Source organism: Sphingobium sp. WTD-1 (genome assembly GCF_030128825.1).
Classification (GTDB): Bacteria; Pseudomonadota; Alphaproteobacteria; order Sphingomonadales; family Sphingomonadaceae; genus Sphingobium.
In genome coordinates, this window is record NZ_CP119127.1 from 3,731,514 (window position 1) to 3,754,388 (window position 22,875).

Sequence of the window (22,875 nt, forward strand, 5' to 3'; positions counted from 1 at the left end):
CCACTTCCGGTGCGCCAAAAGCCGCCAACGGAGAGGGAAAAGGAACCATGGAAGCCTATATTTACGACGCCGTCCGCACGCCCCGTGGCCGGGGCAAGAGCGACGGTTCGCTCCACGACATCACCCCCATCCAGCTCGCGACGCAGATGCTCGAAGCGGTGCGCGACCGCACCCAGATCGACACCGCCGACGTCGACGATGTGATCCTGGGCTGCGTCAGCCCCGTGGGCGAACAGGGCGCGGATATCGCGCGTGTCGCCGTACTCAACGCCGATTATGCCCAGACCGTGCCGGGCGTGCAGATCAACCGTTTCTGTGCATCCGGCCTGGAAGCAGTCAACATGGCCGCGGCCAAGGTCTATTCGGGCGAAGCGATGTTCGCGATCGGCGGCGGCGTCGAATCGATGAGCCGCGTGCCGATGGCATCGGACGGCGGCGCCTGGGCAATGGACCCGGCGGTTGCCTACAAGACCTATTTCGCGCCCCAGGGCATCGGCGCCGACGTGATCGCCACCAAGTTCGGCATCAGCCGCGACGATGTCGACGCCTATGCCGTCGAGAGCCAACGCCGCGCCAAGGCCGCCTGGGACGAAGGCCGTTTCAAGAAGTCGATCGTGCCGGTCCGCGACGTGATCGGCGGCATCGCCCTCGACCATGACGAACATATGCGCCCCGACGCGACGATGCAGTCGCTGGGCAGCCTGAAGCCCAGCTTCCAGGCGCTGGGCGAAGACATGCCCGGCTTCGACACGGTCGCCCTGCTGCGCTATCCCGAGCTGGAAAAGGTCAACCATGTCCATCACGCCGGCAACAGCAGCGGCATCGTCGACGGCGCCGCCGCCGTGCTGGTCGGCAACAAGGAAATCGGCGACAAATACGGCCTGAAGCCGCGCGCCAGGATCAAGGCGATGGCCTCGATCGGATCGGAACCGCTGATCATGCTGACCGGCCCGGAATTTGTCGCCGGCAAGCTGCTGGCCCGTGCCGGCATGACCACCGCCGACATCGACCTGTGGGAACTGAACGAGGCCTTTGCCTCGGTCGTGCTGCGCTACATGCAGGCGATGAACCTCGACCACAGCAAGATCAACGTCAATGGCGGCGCGATCGCCATGGGCCATCCGCTGGGCGCCACCGGCGCCATGGTGCTGGGCACTGCGCTCGACGAGCTGGAACGCTCGGGCAAGGGCACCGCGCTCATCAATCTGTGCGTCGGCGCGGGCATGGGCACCGGCATCATCATCGAGCGCGTGTAAGCAGCGGACTTAGGAGAGACACACATGGAAACCATCCGCTTCGACATCGATGCCGACGGCATCGCCACCCTGACGATCGACGTGCCCGGCCAGTCGATGAACGTCATCGGCCCCGACTTCCTGGCAGACCTCGACGCCGCCATCACCCGCATCGCATCGGAAGAAGGCATCAAGGGCGCGGTCATCGCATCGGGCAAGGACAGCGGCTTCATGGCCGGCATGGACCTGAAATATTTCGGGTCCATGCTCGCCAGCGCCGATGGCCAGCGCCCCGCCCCCACCGCGATCTTCGACAATGTGTTCGTGCTGAACCAGTTGTTCCGTCGCCTGGAAACCGCCGGCAAGCCGGTCGCCTGCGCCATTGAAGGCACCTGCGTCGGCGGCGGCTTCGAACTGGCGCTGGCCTGCCATCGCCGCTTCGTCGGTGACAGCCCCAAGACCCAGCTGGGCCTGCCCGAAATCCTGATCGGCCTGTTCCCCGGCGGTGGCGGATCGCAGCGCCTGCCGCGCATCATGGGCGTCCAGGCGTCGCTGATGTACATGCTGCAGGGCAAGCTGTTCCGCCCGGCCGAAGCCGCGATGCTGAAGGTCGTCGACGGCGTGGTGCCGCAGGGCACGGCAGCTGCGGCGGCGAAGGAATGGGTCAAGGCCAACCCGACCGCCAGCACCCAGCCCTGGGACGTCAAGGGCTTCAAGGTTCCCGGCGGCGCCGGCGGTTTCAACCCCGCCTTCGTCCAGACCATGGCCGGCGCCCTGCCGATGACGCTCAAGCAGACCCAGCGCAACATGAACGCGCCGATCGCCCTGCTGTCGGCGGTCTATGAGGGCATCACCCTGCCGATGGACCGGGCGATCCGGATCGAAAGCAAATATTTCGCCAAGGTCGCCGCCGATCCGCAGGCGTCGAACATGATCCGCACCCTGTTCGTCAACAAGCAGGCAGCCGAGCGCGGCGCGCGCCGTCCCAAGGACGAGCCCAAGGCGCCGACCACCAAGCTCGCCATGCTGGGCGCCGGCATGATGGGCGCGGGCATCGCCACCGTCGCGGCACAGGCCGGGATGGACGTGGTGCTGTTCGACCGCGACCAGGCCTATGCCGAAAAGGGCAAGGCCCATGTCGAGGCGGTGCTGGCCAAGCGCCTGGGCCGTGGCATGACGCCCGAGAAGATGGCCGCTACCCTGGCCCGCGTCACCCCGACCACCGACTATGCCGCGCTCGCCGGCGCCGACTTCGTGATCGAAGCGGTGTTCGAGGATGTCGCAATCAAGGCGGAAGTGACCAAGCAGGTCGAAGCCGTGCTGGGCGCCGACACCATCTTCGGTTCCAACACCTCGACCCTGCCGATCACCAAGCTGGCCAATGCCTGGTCCAAGCCCGAGAATTTCATCGGCGTCCACTTCTTCTCGCCGGTCGAGAAGATGCCGCTGGTCGAAATCATCCTGGGTGAAAAGACCGGCCCGGCCGCGATCGCCAAGGCGCTCGACTTCGTTGCCCAGATCAAGAAGACGCCGATCGTCGTCCATGACAGCCGCGGCTTCTACACCTCGCGCAGCTTCGGCACCTATGTGCAGGAAGGTGCGGAGCTGGTCGGCGAAGGCATCAACCCGGCGCTCATCGAAAATGCCGGCAAGCAGCTCGGCATGCCGACCGGCCCGCTGGCCGTCAGCGACGAAGTGTCGATCGAACTGGGCGTCAAGATCATGACCGCCGCCAAGAAGGAGCTGGGCGACGCCTATGTTCCCCAGGGGTCGGACGACATCATGCTCAAGATGGTCGAGGCCGATCGCCTGGGCCGCAAGAACGGCAAGGGCTGGTACGACTATCCCGAAGGCGGCAAGAAGCATCTCTCGCCGGTGCTGGGCGATCTGTTCCCGCGCGCCGACGCCCAGCCGGACGTCGAGGAAGTCAAGGAACGCCTGCTCTATCGCCAGTTGATCGAATGCGCCCGCTGCTTCGAGGAAGGCGTACTCGAAACGCCGGAAGATGGCGACATCGGCGCGATCTTCGGCTGGGGCTTCGCGCCCTATACCGGTGGTCCGTTCAGCCATATGGACACGGTCGGCATCGCCCATGTCGTGGCCGTGCTGGATCGGCTGGCCGCCGCCCATGGCCCGCGCTTCGCCCCCACGGCGCAGTTGCGGGAAATGGCGGCCAACGGCGCGACCTTCTATCGCCCCGTTCCGTCTCGCGCTGCAGCATGAGCGATTTGTAAATCGTAACGCTTCTGTATTAGGTCTCCCCGGACATATTCGGGGAGACCTTTTCTTTATGAGCAAGCCAACGGTTCTGGTCACGGGCGGCGCCGGCTATATCGGCAGCCATGCGGTGCTGGCGCTGAAGGATGCCGGCTATGGCGTGGTGGTGATCGACAATCTCGTCACCGGCTTCCGCTGGGCCGTGCCGCAAGACGTCCCCTTCGTGCAGGGCGACATCGCCGACCAGGCGCTGGTACAGGCGACGCTGCGCGACCATGGCGTCCAGGCGATCATGCATTTCGCCGGATCGGTGGTGGTGCCGGAATCGGTCGAGAACCCGCTCAAATATTATAACAATAACAGCGCCAAGACCCGCGACCTGCTGGAAAGCGCGGTCGCCGTCGGCGTGCCCCATTTCATCTTCTCCTCGACCGCCGCCACCTATGGCATCCCGGAGGAAAGCCCGGTCAGGGAAACGACGCCGCAGCGGCCGATCAATCCCTATGGCATGTCGAAGCTGATGACCGAATATATGCTGCGCGACGTCGCCGCCGCCCACGCCATGAACTTCTGCGCCCTGCGCTATTTCAACGTCGCGGGCGCCGATCCGCAGGGCCGCACCGGCCAGTCGACGGCCGGCGCCACCCACCTCATCAAGGTCGCGGTCGAGGCGGCGCTGGGCAAGCGCAGCCATGTCAGCGTCTTCGGCACCGATTTCGCCACGCCCGACGGCACCGGCGTGCGCGACTATATCCATGTCAGTGATCTCGCCGCCGCCCATGTGCTGGCGCTCGAAGCGCTGATCGCCCACCCCGATCGCAACTACATGCTCAATTGCGGCTATGGCCGGGGCTTCTCCGTCCTTGAAGTGCTGGATGCGATCGACCGGGTCACCAACATGACGATCGAGCGCCGACTGGAAGGTCGCCGTGCGGGCGATCCCGACGCGCTGATTTCCGACAATAGCGCGCTCATGGCCGAATTTCCCTGGCAGCCGCGCTATGCCGATCTCAATCAGATCGTCGATCATGCGCTCGCCTGGGAACGCAAGCTGAGCGACATTCAGAAGGCATGAGGCAAAAAGCATGAGCGAAGCCAGCGTTCGCGCCTTCTTCGCCGCGCAGGCGCCCGATGTCGTCATCATCGACCAGGGCGTCAGCACCGCAACGGTAGTCGAGGCGGCAACTGCGCTGGGCGTCGAACCCGCGCGCATTGCCAAGACCCTGTCGCTGCGCGTCGGCGACAGGGTGGTGCTGGTCTGCGCCCGCGGCGACGCCCGCCTGTCCAATGGCAAGGCCAAGGCCGCGCTGGGCGCCAAGCCGCGTATGCTGGGTGCGCATGAGGTGGAAGAGATTACCGGCCATCCGGTCGGCGGTGTCTGTCCCTTCGGCCTCGCCAGCGCCCTACCCGTCTATTGTGATGTCTCGCTACAGGCGTTCGACACCGTGTTTCCGGCGGCGGGATCGCGCACCGCATCGGTCGAACTGACGCCCGACCGGCTTGCCGCCTTGACCGGGGCGCTATGGATCGACATCTGCACCCTTCCCGAAATCGTCGAGTGAGAGCCATGCCGACCGAACATATCTTTACCACCGGGGCTGAGGCCGCCACCGATATCGCCGCCCGCATCGCCACCCTCTTGTCGGATGCGATCGCCCAGCGCGGCATCGCCACCCTCGCAGTCTCGGGTGGCCGCTCGCCGCGCCCGGTGCTGGAAGCGCTGTCGAAAGTGCCGCTCGACTGGACCAAGCTGATCGTCACCCTGGTCGACGAACGCTGGGTCGATCCGGTCAGCGCCGACAGCAATGAACGGCTCGTGCGCGAAACCCTGCTCCAGGGTCCGGCCGCTGCCGCCCGCTTCGTGCCGATGAAGAACGGCGCCGCCGACGCCTATGCCGGCCAGAGCGCGGTCGAGGCGGACTTTGCCGCCCTGCCCTGGCCGTTCGACATCATCCTGCTCGGCATGGGCGATGACGGCCATACCGCCTCGCTTTTCCCCGAGGGTAAGGAACTGGCCGAGGGGCTTTCTACTCAGGCTTACACGATTGCCGCCACCCCGCCGGTCGCGCCGCACCAGCGCCTGTCGCTGACCGCGCACGCGATCCTGCAAAGCCGCCATATCTTCCTGCAGATCGGCGGTGCGGGCAAGAAGGCGGTCTATGACCTGGCGCTGGCCGGCGGCCCGGTCGAGCAACTGCCGATCCGCCTTGCGCTGCTGCAGGACAAGGTGCCGGTCGAGGTGTGGATCGCCGAAGCCTGACGCTTTCATCCGTTCGTTTCGAGCCTGTCGAGAAATGCTGGCGCAGCGCTATCCGCTTCTCGACACGCTCAAAGTGAACGCAAGTTGATTCAATTTGTCGGCTCATGTTTCGAGATCAGATAGCGCCACACCCCGACCGCGTTGATCGCCAGCAGCGCGACATTCTGCCAGCCGATGCCCTCGCTGTCCTTGTCCAGGAAGCCCCAGCCGATCAGCGCGATCGAACTGGTGACGAACAGCACGAACGCCCAGCCGGTGATCCGCCGCCCCAGATTCAGCGACACGACCAGCGCCGCGAGCGTGGCGGCGCCGGCACCATAATATTGCAGGACGGTGAGCAGCGCCTGGTTCATGCCAGACAGAACGTGGCGGCCATGGACATGGTTGCCCGCAGAGAATAGGCATCCGGCATGATTGCCCAGATCGATCCCTTTCACGCCATCGCCATCAGCCGCGAGGCCCATGCCCTCAAGGCTGCGGGCCGCTCCATCCTGCACATGGAGTTCGGCCAGCCCTCGACCGGTGCGCCCGCCGCCGCCATCGCGCTGGCGCATGAGGTGCTCGACACCGATCCGATGGGTTATTGGGAAAGCCCGGCGCTCAAGGAACGGATCGCCCGCCTCTATGCCGATCGGCACAATGTCGCCGTCGATCCCGAACAGGTGCTGCTGACCTGCGGCGCTTCGCCCGGCCTGGTGCTGGCGCTCACCAGCCTGTTCGCGCCCGGTGCCCGTGTCGCTACCGCGCGGCCCGGCTATGTCGCCTATCGCAATACGCTCAAGGCGCTCTATCTGGAACCGGTCGAGATCGCCTGCGGCCCGGCCGAACGCTACCAGATCAGCGCCGACGCGCTGGCCGCGCTCGATCCGGCGCCCGACGGCCTGATCCTCGCCAGCCCGGCCAACCCGACCGGCACGATCATCCCGGCCGACGAACTGGCGGCGATCGCCAGGGTCTGCGCCGATCGGGGCATCCGCATCATCTCCGACGAAATCTATCATGGCCTCAGCTTCGGCGAACCGGCGCGGTCGATGCTGGAATTTGCCCCCGACGCCGTGATCGTGAACAGCTTCTCCAAATATTTCAGCATGGCCGGCTGGCGGCTGGGCTGGATCGTCGTGCCCGCCGATCTGATCGGCGCGGCGCGGGCGCGAATGGGCAATCTGTTCCTGACGCCGCCGGTGCTGGCGCAGCAGGCGGGGCTGGCCGCGTTCGACTGCACCGACGAACTGGAAGGCCATGTCGACACCTATCGCCGCAACCGGCAATTGCTGCTCGACGCCTTGCCCGCGCTCGGCCTCGCCAGCATCGCCCCGCCCGATGGCGCCTTCTACATCTATGCCGATATCAGCCATCTCACCAATGACAGCCTGGCCTTCTGCCAGAAGCTGCTGCGCGAGACCGGCGTCGCCACCGCGCCGGGGATCGATTTCGATCCGGTCGACGGCCACCGCTTCATCCGTTTCAGCTTCGCCGTCTCGACCGACCGGGTCGAGGATGCGATCGCGCGGATGATCCCATGGTTCCAGGCGCAACCAAGCCGCTGAAAGGCAGCGAACACGAGAGGCTTCGTAACGCCATCTGCAATTTTGTGAGGAATAAGCGATGCCGCAAATGGCAGCGCCTGAGGCCGATCAAAAGATGGTGCGGGCGGTCGGAATCGAACCGACACTCCTTGCGGAACCGGATTTTGAGTCCGGCGCGTCTACCAGTTTCACCACGCCCGCATCTGATCGTGGAAGGGGGCACCTAGCAGGTCATGAACCGGCTGCAAAGCCCCCAAAATCACTCCCGCAACAAAGCCGCCAGGCAGGCGAAACAAGGGCCTAGCGGCGGGCGCGCAGCCGGGCGCGCAGAGTGAGGCCGTAGCCGATCGTCACGGCCATCCCCGCCCCCACCGCGATGCAGCCGCCGACGACCGCCACCGGGATCGGCGCGAACGCCCAGAAGCCGGCATAGATAATGCCGCTGAGCGCCATCGACCAGCCGCCGACCCGTGCCACCTGCCGCGCGCAGGCGTCGGGCAGGAACGCCTTGGGCATGCGATTGCCATACCAGGCGATCATCAACCCGTTGGCGCCAATCACCAGCCGCGTGACCATGTCACGGTCCAGCCAGTCGAGCTTGCGCCCCTGGCTGGCGGCCAGGGCCAGCAGCAGGATACCGCCGCCCCACAGCAGGCCCGCCTTCAATTCCCTGTCCATCCTGCCTTCTCCCGATGCTGATCCGGCGCGTCCACGCCGATGCCGAACGGCTGGGCGAAGCCCAGCAGCGCCTCTTCCAGCACCGACAATTTGAGATGATAGATGACCGACTTGCCGGCCTTTTCGGCATGGACCAGGTCCGCCTCCTTCAGCACCGCGAAATGCGCCGACATGGTCGGCTTGGAGACATCGAACTGGTCGCTCAGTTCGCCCGCGCTCATCGGCCCTTGCCGCAGCAATTGCAGCACCCGGCGACGGGTCGGATCGGACAAGGCGCGGAAGACCTGGCTCATGATAAGATAATTAGCTAACCATCGAAATGAGTCAAGCGACCGTGATGATCGCCGTGGCGCTGCCGCGCCGGCTGCGATAGGGAGCCGCCAAAGTTTCCTTCAATTCAGGCAGAGACATGGCCCGCAAATATTCCAAACATGGCCCCTATGAAGATGTGCATCGCGAGGAAGAGGAAGCGCCGCCCCCGCCGCCCTGCTGGCTATGCGGGCGTCCAACGGGCACGACCATCGTGTGGCATCATCCCGTTCCCAAGAGCCGGGGCGGCCGCGATGTCGTGCCGATGCACGGCATCTGCCAGCAGACGCTGATCGCCAATTTCACCAATTCCGAATTACAGCGCCACGGCATGGACGTGGAGGGCCTGCTGCTCCATCCACCGATCCGCAAGTTCGTCGACTGGGTGGCGAACAAGGATCCCGATTTCACCGCGACCATCACCAAGAAGCAGCGCTGATCGAAGTCAGCGCTGCCGCCTGATCGACCAGTCGGTCAGAACAGCCCCGGCACCTCGCGCTGGGCCGGATTGGGCCGCTGCGGCGCCAGCAATTCGCGCGGGGCGGACACCGGCGACGTCACCGCCTGTCGGCTGAGCGTCGCCACCGCGCCGCCGATCGGCGTGCAGCTGCGCCCGGCGATGAAGTCCAGCGCCTGCCGGGTCGCCGCCTCGCGCGGATCGCCCAGCGGATAGCTGATATCGTCCCACGCCTGGCAACTGGCCTTCATGCTGCTCGCCAGCCCGTCATAATAATCGGCGTTGCCCGCGCCATTCTGGGTCGCAAAGGCAACCACCCGCAACCGGTCGTCACAGGCTTCGCGGTCGATCGCGATCTGCCCGACCGGCTTGCCGTAGGTATTGGCGCCGATCAGCGCCGCCTGCGCGCCCAGATAGGGGATGAAGGCGTTGATGACGCCTTCGCTGGCCGATGCCGTGCCGCCGCTGCCGATGAAGGCGATGCGGGTGGGCGCGACGGACTGCGCCAGCGGCTCGAAATAATGGGTCTGGTTCTGGCCGCTCTTTTCCGGGCGATAGGTCATGCGCATGAAGATGTCGGTGCGCGCCCGGTTGCCGCCGAGCAGATCGCCCAGCACCTTGGCGGTCGAGACGAGGCCGCCGCCATTATAGCGCAGGTCGAGGATGATGTCGGTCACGCCCTGCGCCTTGAAACCGGCGAACGCGTCCCGCAGCGGCTGTTCCGCCGACAGGATGAAGGTGCGCAGATTGACATAGCCGACACGGCGGCCGCCATCGTCGATCACCCGTGTGCCATAGCGGTTCGATACCGGCATCAGGTCGAAGTCGCGCTTGGTCACGGATACGGTGCGGGTGCTGGTCGCGTCGGCGATGCGCAGCAACCGGGTCGTGCCGGCACTATCCGGCCCCATCGCATCGGCCACGGCATTGGCGCCGCCCGATGCGAACAGCGACGACACGCTGCGCATGTTCGTGATGCTGGTGCCGATCTCCAATATCTCCGCGCCGCGATCGATGCCGGCGGCCAGCGCCGGGCCATTCTCGAACGATTCGATGACGAACAGGCGGGTCGCCCCGCTATCGGTCGCGAAGCGCAGGCCGAAGCCGGCACTCGACCCCGACTGATAATAGGCATTCTCCGCCTTGATGGAGGTGAGATAGGTGAAATAGCGATCCCGCCGCTGCGACCGCGCGCCCTGCGTCAGCGCGTCGATATAGCTGTCGACGCTGGCATAGCCGGACGGGCTGAGCGCGGACGGCAGGGTTTCGGGGAAAAGATACCATTCCTTGAGCGTCGCCGCCGCCCAATCCTGCCGTTCGCGCAGCGAACAGGTGGCGGTCGGCGTGGGCGTTGGCGTCGCCGTCGGCGGCGCAGTGCCCGCGCTGTCGGACCCGCCGCCGCCACAAGCCGCCAACATCGCCAGCCCACCCGCCAGCAACGCCAGGCGCGCCACACCATGCTTCATCACTATTCCCCCCAAAGACCGCAGACGGGATAGACCGCGCACCGCAACACGGCAAGACAGCGTTGAAACAAAAGCGCTTTCCGCGCCGTCAACCAACCGCTCCGGCAACGCCTCTCCGTCCCCCTGCCCTTGACTTCCCATGCCCGCATATCGATATGGCCGATGAAAATGTAACGTTATATCATTTAGGAACCATCATGCCCCATTGCGAAGCGCCGGAACGCGATCCGGCCGGCCACCCCCGCTCCTGGCTGGACGGCTTCGCCATCTGCGCGTCCGCGCTCTGCACTGTCCATTGCCTGGGCCTGCCGCTGCTCTTCGCCTTGCTGCCGACCATTGCCGCGCGGATCGATCCGGGCGAATCCTTTCACCTGCTGATGCTGGCCGTCGCCGTGCCGACCAGCCTGTTCGCGCTGTTGCAGGGCTGGCGCCGCCACCGCGCTGCCCTGCCGCTCGGCATCGGCCTGGTCGGCCTGTCGCTGATGGCCGTGGGCGCGCTGGTCGCCAGCACCCTGCTCGGCGAAGCCATCTGGACCGTCGGCGGCAGCGCCCTGCTGGCCGGCGCCCATATCCTCAACTGGCGCCGGGGCCTGCGCACCGCCTGCTGACCGACACCATAGACCGCCCCACCCTTCCGCGAGTCGTTCGCAGTTGCAGCATCATTTTCCTGCCTATAGCCTGCTTGCGTAACGAAGCATGGCCGGTATAAGAGCCGCATCGTGCAGATATAGATAACTAACGGAGAAGGACTGTCCTTTGACCGAACCGTCTGCCACGTTCCTGTTGTTCGGTGCCACCGGCGATCTTGCCCGGCGCATGATTTTCCCATCGCTCTACAATCTTCTGTCGGACGGGCTGCTGCCCGACGACTTCCTGATCATCGCCTCGGCCCGCACCGAAATGGATGACGAGGCCTTTCGCGAGGAAGTCTGCGCGGCGCTCAAGCAGTTCCTGCCAGCCGACCGCTATGATGCCGACATCGCTGCGCGTTTCCGCGCGATGATCCTCTATCAGCCGGTCGATTCCAGCAACGGCGCCCATTTCGCCGAGCTGGCCGAGCGCGTCGATGGACGCCTGGAACGCGGCATTTCCGTCTATCTCTCCACCCCGCCCTCGCTGTTCGGCCCGACCGCCCAGGGGCTGGCCGACGCCGGCCTGCTGACGCCCAGGACGCGGATCGCGATGGAAAAGCCGATCGGCAAGGATCTCGCCTCCTCCAAGGTCGTGAACGACAGCATCGGCCACCTCTTCGCCGAAGAGCAGATTTTCCGCGTCGACCATTATCTGGGCAAGGAAACCGTCCAGAACCTGCTGGCGCTCCGCTTCGGCAATGTCATGTTCGAACCGCTGTGGAACGCCACCGCGATCGACCATGTCCAGATCACCGTCGCCGAAACCGTGGGCCTCGAAGGCCGCGTCTCCTATTATGACGGCGTCGGCGCGCTGCGCGACATGGTGCAGAACCATATCCTCCAGATCCTTTCCATCCTGACGATGGAGCCGCCCGCCCGCATGGACCCGACCGCGGTGCGCGACGAGAAGGTCAAGGCGCTGCGTTCGCTGCGTCCGATGACCGCCGAAACGGTCAAGACCCACAGCGTGCGCGGCCAATATACGCCCGGCGCCGTTGGCGGCCAGATCGTCACCGGCTATGCCGACGAACTGGGCCAGCCGTCCGACACCGAAACCTTCGTCGCGCTGAAGGCGCATATCGACAATTGGCGCTGGCAGGGCGTGCCCTTCTACCTGCGCACCGGCAAGCGGCTGCCCGCGCGCCAGTCGGAAATCATGATCGAGTTCAAGCCGGTGCGCCATTCGATCTTCGGCCGTGACGGGCACGGATCGGGGCTGGAACCGAACACGCTGGTGATCCGCCTGCAACCGGAAGAATATATCCGCCTGACCATCATGTCGAAGCGGCCGGGACTGGAACGGCAGGTGCAGCTGGAGGAAGTGACGCTCGACGTGTCGCTGACCGCCGCCTTTGCCGGCCAGCGTCGCCGCATCGCCTATGAACGACTGATCCTGGACCTGCTCGCCGGCGACCAGACCCTGTTCGTCCGCCGCGACGAGGTGGAAGCTCAATGGGCCTGGATCGATTCCATCATCGACGGATGGAAGGAGGCGCACATGAAGGTGTCGCCCTATTCCTCCGGGAACTGGGGGCCGTCCTCGGCCATTGCCCTAATCGAACGCGACGGAGCCAGCTGGCATGACTGATCTTCACCCCGTGATCGCCAAGGTCACAGAACGCATCACCGAACGCAGTGCGGCGACGCGCCTCAAATATCTCGACCTGATCGAGCGCGGCCGCGACGCCGGCACCAACCGTGCCCAGCTGTCCTGCGGCAACCTCGCCCATGGCTTTGCCGCCAGCGGCGAGGACAAGGCTGTCATCCGCACCGGCCGGGCGATGAACATCGGCATCATCACCGCCTATAATGACATGCTCTCGGCCCATCAGCCCTATGGCCGCTATCCCGAGCAGATCAAGATCGCCGCGCGCGAGATCGGCGCCACGGCGCAGGTGGCAGGCGGCGTGCCCGCCATGTGTGACGGCGTCACCCAGGGTCAGGCCGGCATGGACCTCTCCCTCTTCAGCCGCGATACCATCGCCCTGTCGACCGCCGTGTCGCTCAGCCATGCGATGTTCGAGGGCAATCTGATGCTCGGCATCTGCGACAAGATCGTGCCGGGCCTGTTGATCGGCGCGCTGCGCTTTGGCCATCTGCCGACCATCCTGATCCCGGCCGGGCCGATGCCTTCGGGCCTCGCCAACAAGGAAAAGGTCCGCATCCGTCAGCTCTATGCCGAGGGCAAGGTGGGCCGCGAGGAACTGCTGGAAAGCGAAAGCGCCTCCTATCATGGCGCAGGCACCTGCACCTTCTATGGCACCGCCAACTCCAACCAGATGATGATGGAAGTCATGGGCCTGCACATGCCCGGCGCCGCCTTCGTCAATCCGGGCACGAAACTGCGCAGCGAACTGACCCGCGCGGCCACCCATCGCATCGCCGACATCGGCTGGGACGGCAACGACTATCGCCCGCTCGGCCACTGCATCGATGAAAAGGCGATCGTCAACGCCATCATCGGCCTGATGGCCACCGGCGGTTCGACCAACCATGCGATCCACCTGCCCGCGATCGCGCGCGCGGCCGGCATCCATATCGACTGGACCGACTTTGCCGAACTGTCGGACGTGGTGCCGCTGCTGGCACGCGTCTATCCCAATGGATCGGGCGACGTGAACCATTTCCACGCTGCGGGCGGCATGGCGGTCATCATCCGCGAACTGCTCGACGCCGGCCTGCTCCACCGCGACATCATGACCGTCGCACGTCAGGATCTGACCGATTATGGCAAGGAACCAGTGCTGCAGGATGATGCGCTGGTCTGGCAGGACGTCCCCGCCAGCCGTGACGAGACGATGCTGCGCCCGGCCTCCAACCCGTTCCAGGCCGATGGCGGCATGAAGCTGCTCCAGGGCAATCTGGGCCGCTGCGTGATGAAGGTCAGCGCGGTCGACAAGGAACGCTGGACGATCGAGGCGCCGGCCGCGATCTTCCACGATCAGGACGATGTGCTGCGCGCCTTCAAGGCGGGTGAGCTGGAACGCGACGTCGTCGTCGTCGTCCGCTTCCAGGGCCCGCGCGCCAACGGCATGCCCGAACTGCACAAGCTGACCCCGGCGCTGGGCGTGCTGCAGGATCGCGGCTTCAAGGTCGCGCTGCTGACCGACGGCCGCATGTCGGGCGCGTCGGGCAAGGTGCCCGCCGCCATCCATCTGTCGCCCGAGGCGCTGGGTGGTGGCCCGATCGGCAAGCTGCGCGATGGCGATCTCGTCCGCGTCTGCGCGGAAAGCGGCGAGGTCGAGGCGCTGGTGGATGCCGCCACCTGGGAGGCGCGCGACATTCCCGCCGCCCCGCCCCCGCCCTATGACACGGGCCGCGAACTCTTCGCGCTGTTCCGCCACAATAGCGACCTTGCCGAACAGGGCGCTTCCCCGATCCTCGCCGCGATGGACGCCGAACTCGCGATATAAGCACAGCCATTCGCGCCGGCGCACTCGGATGCGCTGGCGCGAATGTCCGGAGAGAGAGACCCATGACCGACATCATCGCCGCCGACATTGGCGGCACCAATGCGCGTTTCGCCCGCGCCTCGCTGGACGACAAGGGCGTGCCGACGCTCGGCACCGTCCGCAAATACAAGGTCGCCGACTATCCCAGCCTCCAGGCCTGCTGGGGCGCCTTTGCCGAGGATGAGGCGAAGGCCGGTGCAGGCCCGCTGCCCGACGCCGCCTCGATCGCCTTTGCCACCGCCATCGGCCGCGAAGTCATCAAGCTGACCAACAGCAACTGGGTGATCCGCGCCGACACGCTGGCGGAGGATCTGGGCCTGCGCACGGTGCGCCTGGTCAATGATTTCGAGGCGGTCGCCCATGCCGTCTCGCGCCTGCCCGACGAAAATCTACCCCTGCTGTTCGGCGAGGATCGCCCTTTCCCGCGCGACGGCGGCGTCACCGTGGTCGGTCCCGGCACCGGCCTTGGCGTCGCGATGATCGCCTATGACGATGGCCACCCCCATGTCATCGCGACCGAGGGCGGCCATCTCGATTTCGCCCCGCTCGACCAGATCGAGGTGAAGATCCTCGACTATCTGCGCGACAAGTTCCTGCGCGTCTCGACCGAGCGGATCGTGTCGGGTCCGGGCCTCAACTATATCTACAAGGCGCTCGCCACCATCGGTCACGACCGGGTCATGCTGATGGAAGACCCCGAATTGTGGCAGGCCGCGCTCGACGGCAGCGACGAGTTCGCCCGCCGCGCGCTCGACCGCTTCTGCCTCTGCTATGGCTCGGTCGCGGGCGATCTGGCACTGGCGCACGGGCCCCATGCGGTGGTACTGGCCGGCGGCCTCACCCAGCGGATGAAGGATTTTCTCGAACAGAGCGGCTTCCACACCCGCTTCAAGGCCAAGGGCCGGTTCGAGAGCCTGATGGCGACCGTGCCGATCCGCTGCGCGATCCATGAAGAAATCGGCCTGTTCGGCGCTGCCGCGGCCTTTAGGGAGAAGAATGCATGAGCTTGACCGTCGAACAGGTGATGGAACTGGCCCCGGTGATCCCGGTGCTGGTGGTCGATCGGGTCGAGGATGCGCTCCCCATTGCCCAGGCGCTGGTGAAGGGCGGCCTGCCCGCGCTTGAAGTCACGCTGCGCACCCCCGCCGCGCTCGACGTCATCCGCGAGATGGCGAAGGTCGAGGGCGCGATCGTCGGCGCCGGCACGGTGCTGAACCCGGCCCAGCTCGACGCCGCGATGGAAGCGGGCGCCCGCTTCATCGTCAGCCCCGGCCTCACCGAACCGCTGGGCAAGGCCGCGATCGCCGCCAACATTCCCTTCCTGCCGGGCACCGCCACGGCCGGCGACATCATGCGCGGCATGGACATGGGCCTGTCCCACTTCAAATTCTTCCCGGCCGAAACCTCGGGTGGTCTTCCGGCGCTCAAGGCGCTGGCCGCGCCGCTTCACACCGCCCGTTTCTGCCCGACCGGTGGCATCACCGCCCAGAGCGCACCCGAATGGCTGGCCCAGCCCTTCATCAAATGCGTCGGCGGCAGCTGGGTCGTGCCCAAGGGGCCGGTCGATCCCGACAAGATCGAGGCACTCGCGCGCGAAGCTGCCGCCCTGCCGCGCTAAATCTATCGCGCGGGACCGGACAGAGGGCCATTGCACCCCGTCCGGTCCCGCCCTAGATGCAGATCATGATCACGCGCCGCTTCCTTCCCACCATCGCCCTGATCCTGTCGGGCTGCGCCGGCGCGCATGAAAGCTATCCCTCGCTTGCCAAGCGCCCGGTCGAAAGCGCACCGATGGCCGAGGCGACTGCCGCCCCGCTCCCCGTGCCGGCCGACGACAAGCTCAAGGCCCAGATCAGCCAGCTGACCAGCCAGGCGCAGAGCGGCGGCGCCAATTTCGACAAGGCCTATGCCAGCGCCGACCGCGCCGTGAACAGCGCCGGCCGCGCATCAGTATCGAGCGACGCCTGGGTCGCGGCGCAGGTCGCGATCAGCGCCGCCGAATCCGCGCGCAACGACAGCGTCTCCGCGCTTGCCAGCCTCGACACCCTGTTCATCGAACGCTCCAACGCGGTCGCCGATGGATCGGAAAAGGGCGGCGTCGCAGATATCGACGCGGCGCGCGCCAGCGTCCTGTCGATGGTCGACAGCCAGAATGACCGCATCGACGCGCTGAAAAACCGCCTGCCCCAGCCTTAAGCCTTCGCTGACCATTTGGGCGCATAGCGAATATGTGTCCGGCGGCCATCCGGGCACCGGCGGGGGAAATGATGATGCAACGATTTTTGCTGGCCGCGCTCGCGAGCGCCCTATGCGCGTCGACATCGACCGATGCGCAAACATCGGGTGCCACGCCCCTGCCACCCCCACCGGAGAATATGGCCGTCAATTCTGAAGGGCGCGGCAGCAATCTGGGCTATGTCGTCAGCCTAGGCTATTTTTCCGAGGCGGAGATGCAAGATCCGGAATGGGAATTTGCGCGGGCGAAAATCGCCAACATATGGTGGTGCCGGTCGGAGGCGCGGTTGAGGCGGCGCGACATACGATGGGTTCCGGCCAATGACGGCTCCGGTAAGCAATGCGCGATGGCCATTTACACGTCGGAGTGCCTGGAACCGCGCGACGTGGCGGAAAATGTCGATCCCGGATTTTCAGACAGGCTGGAACAGGACAGGCATGAACTGATGACCCAGTCCGTTCCAGGGCCAACGGGCGCAGGCTGCGGCGAGAAGGATCGCGCCTTGCGGCATGATCCACCGTCCCAATAGAGCCTTAGACTTTCTCACCCGGAAGTGACCGTCGGATAACGCCTGTAGGGCATAGGCCACGCCGCGCCTCACCCCATCTGCCGCACCGCGCCCTTATGCGCCTTGCCATTATGGACATAATGGTCGACGCCCTCGCGCATGGTGATGATCGCCTCGTCGGTCAGGCCGCGCATATATTTGGCCGGGCGCCCGGCCCAGAGCTGCCGATGCAGCACCGTTTTGCCGGGCGACAGCAGCGCGCCGGCCGCCAGCATCGCGTCGCTCTCCACCGTGCAGCCGCTCATCACGATCGCACCAAGCCCCACGAACGCGCGATCCTCCAGCACGCAGCCATGGACCATCGCCATATGGCCGATCAGCACATCCTCGCCGATGATGGTGGGATAGCCCTCCGCCGGATAGCCCGGACGGCCGTCGCCGGGGCTGTCGCAATGGACGACGCTGCCGTCCTGGATGTTGGTGCGCGCGCCGATGCGGATATGGTTCACATCGCCCCGGATCACGCAATTATACCAGATGCTGGCATCCGCGCCGATCTCGACATCGCCGATGATCCGGCATCCCGGCGCGATGAAGGCGCTGGGGTGGATCAGCGGCGTCTTGCCGTTCAATGGAATGATCGAAACATCGGGATGGTCGCTCATCTGCGCCTCAACCGTTCAGCAGTCGCGCCGCGTGCAGCGCATGATAGGTCAGCACGCCCGAACAGCCCGCCCGCTTGAACGCCATCAGCGTTTCCAGGATCAGCGCATCGCGATCGCCCGAGCCGGCGGCGGCGCCATGCTCGATCATCGCATATTCGCCCGACACCTGATAGGCGAAGACCGGCACGGAGAAACGGTCGCGGACGCGCGCAACGATGTCGAGATAGGGCAGGCCCGGCTTCACCATCACGCTGTCCGCGCCCTCGGCCAGGTCCAGCGCGACCTCGCGCAGCGCCTCCTCGCCATTGGCCGGGTCCATCTGGTAATTTTTCTTGTCACCCTTCAGCAGCCCGCGCGATCCCACCGCATCACGGAACGGACCATAGAAGGCGCTGGCATATTTGGCGGCATAGGCCATGATCTGCACATTGGCGTGGCCGGTTTCCTCCAGCGCCTCGCGGATCGCGCCGATCCGGCCGTCCATCATGTCGCTGGGCGCGATGATGTCGGCGCCCGCCGCGGCCTGGTTGAGCGACTGGCCGATCAGCATGTCGATCGTTGCATCATTGATCACATAGCCGGTCTCGTCGAGCAGCCCGTCCTGGCCATGGGCGGTATAGGGGTCGAGCGCCACGTCGGTCAGCACGCCAATATCGGGCACTGCATCCTTGATCGCGCGGATAGCCCGGCACATCAGATTATCGGGGTTCAGCGCCTCGGCGCCATCGTCGCTGCGGCGTTCGGCCTGGGTATTGGGGAACAACGCCAGACAGGGAATACCGGCGTCGCGCGCTTCCTTGGCTCGGGCCACCATCAGGTCGACCGACCAGCGCGATACGCCGGGCAGCGCCGCGATCGGCTCCTCGACGCCGTCCCCTTCGGTCACGAACAGGGGCCAGATGAAATCGCTGGGCGACAGGCGGTTCTCGGCATGCATCGCCCGGCTCCAGGCGGTGGCACGGGTACGGCGCATGCGCAGCGCCGGATAGGAGGCAATAGTCATGCCGCGGGTGTAGGCCGCGACCAGAAGGGGATCAAGCCGGACCGATTGTCCTGCCCCTGGCGGGAATGGGTGGGAAGCAGACCGGCGGCTTTTAGCCAACCGGTTTGGAAAGCGGACATGTGCTAGTCGCTTCGCGAGCTATTCCACAAGCGGGATGCAGGGCTGTCTAAACCAAGATGATTCCGTTTGTTCGGAACACCAAAACCCCTCGAACAAACTGGCGATCTTTAGGCCTTGGAACGCCTCTTCTTTCCCAAGAAGCAGTGTGTAGAAGCTATCCCAGTGGACCCATGCTAGAAGTGAGTGATCGGGAGCAATCAGGCGTTTCACGCCATATTGTGGAAGGTCAGCCATGCCGTCCCACAAATCACCTTGTTCCAACGAGCTAGTGTCGACCAGGCGTTCATCATCGCCAAATTCATCCCCCACGATCAGCCGGCTAAAACCGGCTCGTCTAAACACTGCGGCGAGGTTGGCTTGCATCAGCGGTTCGAAACGCCCCTCGTTCGGCGGAAATATGCCATGCTGAGAGCAGTAAATGGTGAGACGCTCTGATTTGGCGGCGTCCGCAAAGCCATGCTTGAGGCCGCCGATGCTCGTTCTCAAAGCCTGATCCAAATCGCAGTGGTTAGCGAAATCAGCCTGCTGACAGATCGTTCGCCAGCCGATCTGCCGTCCATATCGCTTTGCCGCACTATCGACCCCTTCGAAACTAATCTCCTTACCAACGCGTCGATTAGCCACCTCTTCGTCCGCCCACTCCAACAAACCAAGTGCAGCAGGAGCCGCCGAGCCTGAAAGGACAAGCGTTCCGTGTTCGCAGGTCTTCGGGTCGAGCCCTTTTACGGTGAAAAATGGATGGAGAGCGACAAAGCCGTGTGTGTATGCGCCGCTAAACCAAGGTAGGATGGGCGTATCGTCGGGCGGGCCAAACTTATCTCGATCGATCATATCCATGCCCCGTTCTAATCGCATACCGTTACGATGTCAGCTTTCGGGCTAGGCCAACTCTACGATGAACGGCACAAAATGGCCGGGTGGCCGACCGTCCGGTTTTCGCCAACGCCCAGGCGATTCATTCCCTGAGGCCTCCTCAGCTCATTGGCCGTTAGCGTCACTCTGCCGCGACCCGCGCAAACGGCGGAAAAGGGTGGTTAGGCGACGGTCCGGTTTGGAGGAGATGATCGACCATAGCTGATGCTGCGCGAAAAAGAATCGTTGGGCAACAATCGCCCCATAGTGGACGTCAAGCCCGGCGTGGCGCTAGGTCGAAGCACATCAGTAAAGAGGCCTCCGCCAAGAAAGTGCATCGGGGCGTGAGGGCATCGGGGACCGCATCGCCGAACGCGACGGTAAAGCTGTCTTTGTAACCTTGAGAATTGATCCCGATCCAAGACCATCCAAGGGGCTTGGCAACCGCGAAATCAAAAGACGGGATCCTCTCCCATCCGCCACCACAGGGCAGGGCTGCGCGAGCAACAATAACTTGGTCGGTGTCTGGCTCCACCGTTACCATAACAGCCGTGGTTCCTACGCAAATTGCAACTGAAGCCCAACGTGCAGACCCATCATCCATAACGGTGGCGTCTAGCCCGAGCACATCGGTAACTTGCTCATGCGCGACTTCATCCCAATTGAAACGGAAAGAAACATGCTCTACCATACGAAATGGTAACTCGTCGGGCATTCGCCTTCCAACAGATTTCGCTATTCGACGTTCAACCTGCCATCTTAATGAGCGACAGGTTCAGGGATACGGATGGCAATGATCGAGCGACCGACTTTGGTCGCTACTCGACCTACCGCGCCTCAGCGCCCGTCGTCATCTGCGCCAGCGCCACCACCGATAACCGTTCGGGTATAATCGATGCGGATGCGGACCCAGGCGCCGACCTGGGGCTTGCCGTCGACGCGGGGCGGGCGCACCAGGAACTGCCAGGCGGCCAGGCGCACGGCGCGGCCAAAGCCCGATCCGGTCGGATATTCGCTGATCATCTGGCAATTTTCGACATGATAATGGTCGATCGTCTTGCACGCGACCAGGCCATAGCCCTGCGCCGGCGCATTGGCGGGCAGATAGGTCGACAATTCGGCATGGGTCGGCCGGCGATACCATTCCGCCTCGAACAATTGCACGCCGCCCGGCCCCTCGCCCGGCCCGACGATCGCCTTGGCATTGCCGGTGCCGCTGTCGCCGACGCCCGCCGTCTTCTTTTCCATCTTGCCGATGTCGGCCGCCGCCATCTGGCGGCTGTCGAGCGTGATGAAGGGGAAAGGCGATGGCGGCTGCACGCTCGGCGTCTCGACCGGCCGGGGTGGCGTTACCACCGGCTCGCTCTTCTGCTTGGGCGCGGCGGTATCCCGCTCGCGCTTTTCCGCCTTCTGCGCCTTGGACTTTTCCTTGTTCGCCTGCTTGGCCGGCTCGATGTCGAAGCTCACCGGATTGCGATCCTCGACCTTCTTGGGGTCGATATGCGGCGCCATTGTCAGCAGCGCCAGCAGCAGGATCGCGTTCAGCACCAGCGCGAACGCCAGGCCTCCGGCCCGCTGCCGCAACTTGTCCCAGGGAATATGCGAAATTATCAAGCGTGCCGACCGGTCTCTATGCGTTGCGCGTCATGCCCAGACGGCACCGCACAGTCAACGCCGTGGCGGCTGACAAATCGGTAATGTGGTGGGATTGGCCGGCCGATACCCTGCCCGTCAGCAGACATCCTCTTCGCGCACCACCGGCCGGCTCTCGCGCGTGGCGCGCATTCGGCTGGCCTTGTCGTCGACATCGGAGGTCAGCACGACATGGTCGTCATGCACTTCCAGCAGCACCCCGGCAAAGGGAAAGCCCTCCAGGCTGCCGGTCACGCGATAGCTGACCGAATCGCCGACCTTGAAGCTGGCCGGGTCCATGTTGAAGCTGAAGGGGCAGCTGCCCTCGCCCATATCCTGCATGTCACTCTCCTGTTTGCGCCGATCCTATCGCGGCCGCAGCGTCCCGATCAAGCATCGCCGCATCCCTATGATCGGGGCTTTTGCAGCCATCGCCGGCCCGCTAAAGGCGGGGCCATGGATATCTGCCTTGCCGCCCCCGCTGACCTGCCCCTGCTCCATCGCGTGATCGAGCGCGCCTATCGCGGCGATGAGGCGCGGGCCGGCTGGACCTTCGAGTCCGACCTGCTGACCGGCGCCCGCACCGATATCGAGGAATTGCAGGCGATCCTCGCCAGCCCGACCGACCGCCTGCTGGTCGCGATCGACGACAAGGGCATGCCGATCGGCTGCGTCCAGATCGCCAAGCGCGACGAGGGCGTCGCCTATCTCGGCCTGCTCTGCATCGATCCGCAGCTTCAGGCCGCCGGGCTTGGCCGCCGCATGATCGCCGCCGCGGAGGATCAGGCCGCGCGCGATTTCGGCGCGACGATGATCGAGATGACGGTGATCGACCGGCGCCCCGAGCTGATCGCCTATTATCAGCGACGCGGCTATATGCTGACCGACGAGAAGCGCCCCTTCCCCATCCCGCTCGATCCGCCGCTCGAAATGGTCGTCCTGGCAAAAGCGCTGGCGGCCCCGGTTCAACTCAGCTAGGCCCGCTCGCGATGCTCACCAAGCTCTATCAGTGGATGCTGGCCAAGGCCGCTCACCCGCACGCCGAACGTTGGCTTTTTGCCTTCAGTTTCATGGAATCCAGCTTCTTTCCGATCCCGCCGCATCCACTGCTGGGCCTGATGTGCCTGGCGCGGCCGGAAAAGGCGATCCGCTATGGCCTCATCTGCACCATCGCCTCGGTGCTGGGCGGCCTGCTGGGCTATGGCATCGGCCATTTCCTCTATCAGGCGGTCGGCGCGCAGATCCTGCACTTCCTTGGCCTGTCGGCGAAATTCCCGGTCGCGGCCTGCTATCTGCGCGACTATGGCGCGGAGATCATCCTGATCAAGGGCGCGACCCCGATCCCGTTCAAGCTGATCACCATCACCGCCGGCTTCATCGGCCTGTCGCTCTTCACCTTCCTGTGGGCCAGCATCCTGTCCCGCGCTTTCCAGTTCATGATCGTCGGCTTCCTGTTCTGGAAATTCGGCCGCCCGATCAAGGCGTTCATCGAGAAATATCTGGCACCGCTGTCGGCGTTGTTCCTGGTGCTGGTGGTCGGCGGCTTCGTCGCCGCGTCGATGCTGTCGGGCGGCGGGCAGAAGAGCGATCGTTGCTCCAATGCCACCATGGCCACCATTTCCTGATC

General features: G+C 64.9%; 26 protein-coding genes and 1 tRNA gene. 16 read left to right on the forward strand and 11 right to left on the reverse strand.

The genetic code is table 11. The features are described from left to right. Positions 1 to 47 precede the first annotated feature (47 nt). The 5 genes from N6H05_RS18375 (at position 48) to pgl (ending at position 5,712) form a co-directional block, all read left to right on the forward strand. Positions 48 to 1,256: an acetyl-CoA C-acetyltransferase gene (locus N6H05_RS18375; RefSeq protein WP_284111015.1), complete on the forward strand. Its 1,209-nt coding sequence runs from the start codon at positions 48 to 50 to the stop codon at positions 1,254 to 1,256. 24 nt (positions 1,257 to 1,280) lie between these two features. Beyond that, entirely contained in the window at positions 1,281 to 3,458 is a 2,178-nt protein-coding gene (locus N6H05_RS18380) for a 3-hydroxyacyl-CoA dehydrogenase NAD-binding domain-containing protein (protein ID WP_284111016.1), read from the forward strand. Between the two features lie 67 nt (positions 3,459 to 3,525). Next, positions 3,526 to 4,527 (forward strand): UDP-glucose 4-epimerase GalE, encoded by a 1,002-nt coding sequence (gene galE / locus N6H05_RS18385; protein ID WP_284111017.1) that lies wholly within the window; start codon positions 3,526 to 3,528, stop codon positions 4,525 to 4,527. 10 nt (positions 4,528 to 4,537) lie between these two features. After that, entirely contained in the window at positions 4,538 to 5,014 is a 477-nt protein-coding gene (locus N6H05_RS18390; RefSeq protein ID WP_284111018.1) for a YbaK/EbsC family protein, read from the forward strand. 5 nt (positions 5,015 to 5,019) lie between these two features. After that, positions 5,020 to 5,712 carry a 6-phosphogluconolactonase gene (pgl, locus tag N6H05_RS18395; RefSeq protein ID WP_284111019.1) on the forward strand — a complete coding sequence of 231 codons (693 nt, stop codon included), beginning with the start codon at positions 5,020 to 5,022 and terminating at the stop codon, positions 5,710 to 5,712. Positions 5,713 to 5,801: 89 nt separating this feature from the next. Here the strand turns inward: pgl and N6H05_RS18400 are convergent, their stop codons facing one another. After that, positions 5,802 to 6,065, reverse strand: coding sequence for a hypothetical protein (locus N6H05_RS18400; protein WP_284114270.1), 264 nt, complete (start codon positions 6,063 to 6,065; stop codon positions 5,802 to 5,804). A gap of 57 nt (positions 6,066 to 6,122) precedes the next feature. Between N6H05_RS18400 and N6H05_RS18405 the strand changes: the two genes are divergently transcribed. Next, positions 6,123 to 7,259 carry an aminotransferase class I/II-fold pyridoxal phosphate-dependent enzyme gene (locus N6H05_RS18405; RefSeq protein ID WP_284111020.1) on the forward strand — a complete coding sequence of 379 codons (1,137 nt, stop codon included), beginning with the start codon at positions 6,123 to 6,125 and terminating at the stop codon, positions 7,257 to 7,259. Positions 7,260 to 7,354: 95 nt separating this feature from the next. Here N6H05_RS18405 and N6H05_RS18410 read toward each other — a convergent pair. From N6H05_RS18410 to N6H05_RS18420, 3 genes are all read right to left on the reverse strand, one after another. Continuing rightward, a tRNA-Leu gene (locus N6H05_RS18410) sits at positions 7,355 to 7,439 on the reverse strand. 99 nt (positions 7,440 to 7,538) lie between these two features. Next, a complete protein-coding gene (locus N6H05_RS18415; protein ID WP_284111021.1) occupies positions 7,539 to 7,916 on the reverse strand; it encodes an ammonium transporter in 378 nt (125 codons plus the stop codon). Then, a complete protein-coding gene (locus tag N6H05_RS18420) occupies positions 7,901 to 8,209 on the reverse strand; it encodes an autorepressor SdpR family transcription factor (protein ID WP_284111022.1) in 309 nt (102 codons plus the stop codon). Before N6H05_RS18420 ends, N6H05_RS18415 begins: the two co-directional genes overlap by 16 nt. A 116-nt stretch (positions 8,210 to 8,325) precedes the next feature. On the opposite strand from N6H05_RS18420, the gene N6H05_RS18425 reads away from it, so the two are divergent. After that, a complete protein-coding gene (locus N6H05_RS18425; protein ID WP_010337980.1) occupies positions 8,326 to 8,664 on the forward strand; it encodes a hypothetical protein in 339 nt (112 codons plus the stop codon). Positions 8,665 to 8,699: 35 nt separating this feature from the next. Here N6H05_RS18425 and N6H05_RS18430 read toward each other — a convergent pair whose 3' ends face one another. After that, a complete protein-coding gene (locus tag N6H05_RS18430) occupies positions 8,700 to 10,148 on the reverse strand; it encodes a S41 family peptidase (RefSeq protein ID WP_284114271.1) in 1,449 nt (482 codons plus the stop codon). Positions 10,149 to 10,345: 197 nt separating this feature from the next. On the opposite strand from N6H05_RS18430, the gene N6H05_RS18435 reads away from it, so the two are divergent. The 7 genes from N6H05_RS18435 to N6H05_RS18465 all read left to right on the forward strand — a co-directional run bounded on the left by N6H05_RS18435 (position 10,346) and on the right by N6H05_RS18465 (position 16,997). Continuing rightward, complete coding sequence (locus N6H05_RS18435; RefSeq protein WP_284111023.1) at positions 10,346 to 10,756, forward strand: MerC domain-containing protein; 411 nt, start codon at positions 10,346 to 10,348, stop codon at positions 10,754 to 10,756. Positions 10,757 to 10,904: 148 nt separating this feature from the next. After that, positions 10,905 to 12,368 carry a glucose-6-phosphate dehydrogenase gene (zwf, locus tag N6H05_RS18440; protein WP_284111025.1) on the forward strand — a complete coding sequence of 488 codons (1,464 nt, stop codon included), beginning with the start codon at positions 10,905 to 10,907 and terminating at the stop codon, positions 12,366 to 12,368. Next, positions 12,361 to 14,193 carry a phosphogluconate dehydratase gene (gene edd, locus N6H05_RS18445; protein WP_284111026.1) on the forward strand — a complete coding sequence of 611 codons (1,833 nt, stop codon included), beginning with the start codon at positions 12,361 to 12,363 and terminating at the stop codon, positions 14,191 to 14,193. Before zwf ends, edd begins: the two co-directional genes overlap by 8 nt. A gap of 62 nt (positions 14,194 to 14,255) precedes the next feature. Next, entirely contained in the window at positions 14,256 to 15,236 is a 981-nt protein-coding gene (gene glk, locus N6H05_RS18450; protein WP_284111027.1) for a glucokinase, read from the forward strand. Continuing rightward, a complete protein-coding gene (gene eda, locus N6H05_RS18455; protein ID WP_099230394.1) occupies positions 15,233 to 15,850 on the forward strand; it encodes a bifunctional 4-hydroxy-2-oxoglutarate aldolase/2-dehydro-3-deoxy-phosphogluconate aldolase in 618 nt (205 codons plus the stop codon). The genes glk and eda overlap by 4 nt, the downstream gene beginning before the upstream one ends. A gap of 56 nt (positions 15,851 to 15,906) precedes the next feature. Next, on the forward strand, positions 15,907 to 16,428 hold the full coding sequence (locus N6H05_RS18460; protein ID WP_284111028.1) for a hypothetical protein: 522 nt from the start codon (positions 15,907 to 15,909) through the stop codon (positions 16,426 to 16,428). Between the two features lie 179 nt (positions 16,429 to 16,607). Next, positions 16,608 to 16,997, forward strand: coding sequence for a hypothetical protein (locus N6H05_RS18465; RefSeq protein ID WP_284111030.1), 390 nt, complete (start codon positions 16,608 to 16,610; stop codon positions 16,995 to 16,997). 68 nt (positions 16,998 to 17,065) lie between these two features. Here N6H05_RS18465 and N6H05_RS18470 read toward each other — a convergent pair whose 3' ends face one another. From N6H05_RS18470 to N6H05_RS18490, 6 genes are all read right to left on the reverse strand, one after another. Next, positions 17,066 to 17,641, reverse strand: coding sequence for a gamma carbonic anhydrase family protein (locus tag N6H05_RS18470; RefSeq protein ID WP_284111031.1), 576 nt, complete (start codon positions 17,639 to 17,641; stop codon positions 17,066 to 17,068). A 7-nt stretch (positions 17,642 to 17,648) separates the two neighbouring features. Beyond that, positions 17,649 to 18,644 (reverse strand): porphobilinogen synthase, encoded by a 996-nt coding sequence (gene hemB / locus N6H05_RS18475; RefSeq protein WP_279728511.1) that lies wholly within the window; start codon positions 18,642 to 18,644, stop codon positions 17,649 to 17,651. A gap of 138 nt (positions 18,645 to 18,782) precedes the next feature. Continuing rightward, positions 18,783 to 19,601, reverse strand: a complete 819-nt coding sequence (locus tag N6H05_RS18480; RefSeq protein WP_284111033.1) for a DUF2711 family protein — start codon at positions 19,599 to 19,601, stop codon at positions 18,783 to 18,785. Between the two features lie 289 nt (positions 19,602 to 19,890). Beyond that, positions 19,891 to 20,331 carry a DUF6334 family protein gene (locus N6H05_RS28305; RefSeq protein ID WP_502958943.1) on the reverse strand — a complete coding sequence of 147 codons (441 nt, stop codon included), beginning with the start codon at positions 20,329 to 20,331 and terminating at the stop codon, positions 19,891 to 19,893. Between the two features lie 122 nt (positions 20,332 to 20,453). Next, positions 20,454 to 21,230, reverse strand: a complete 777-nt coding sequence (locus N6H05_RS18485) for a hypothetical protein (protein WP_284111035.1) — start codon at positions 21,228 to 21,230, stop codon at positions 20,454 to 20,456. Positions 21,231 to 21,347: 117 nt separating this feature from the next. Continuing rightward, on the reverse strand, positions 21,348 to 21,590 hold the full coding sequence (locus N6H05_RS18490; protein ID WP_004212020.1) for a reeler domain-containing protein: 243 nt from the start codon (positions 21,588 to 21,590) through the stop codon (positions 21,348 to 21,350). 114 nt (positions 21,591 to 21,704) lie between these two features. Between N6H05_RS18490 and N6H05_RS18495 the strand changes: the two genes are divergently transcribed. Both N6H05_RS18495 and N6H05_RS18500 read left to right on the forward strand, forming a co-directional pair. Further along, positions 21,705 to 22,226, forward strand: coding sequence for a GNAT family N-acetyltransferase (locus N6H05_RS18495; RefSeq protein WP_284111037.1), 522 nt, complete (start codon positions 21,705 to 21,707; stop codon positions 22,224 to 22,226). Positions 22,227 to 22,237: 11 nt separating this feature from the next. Next, positions 22,238 to 22,873 (forward strand): YqaA family protein, encoded by a 636-nt coding sequence (locus N6H05_RS18500; RefSeq protein WP_004212017.1) that lies wholly within the window; start codon positions 22,238 to 22,240, stop codon positions 22,871 to 22,873. Positions 22,874 to 22,875: the final 2 nt, after the last annotated feature.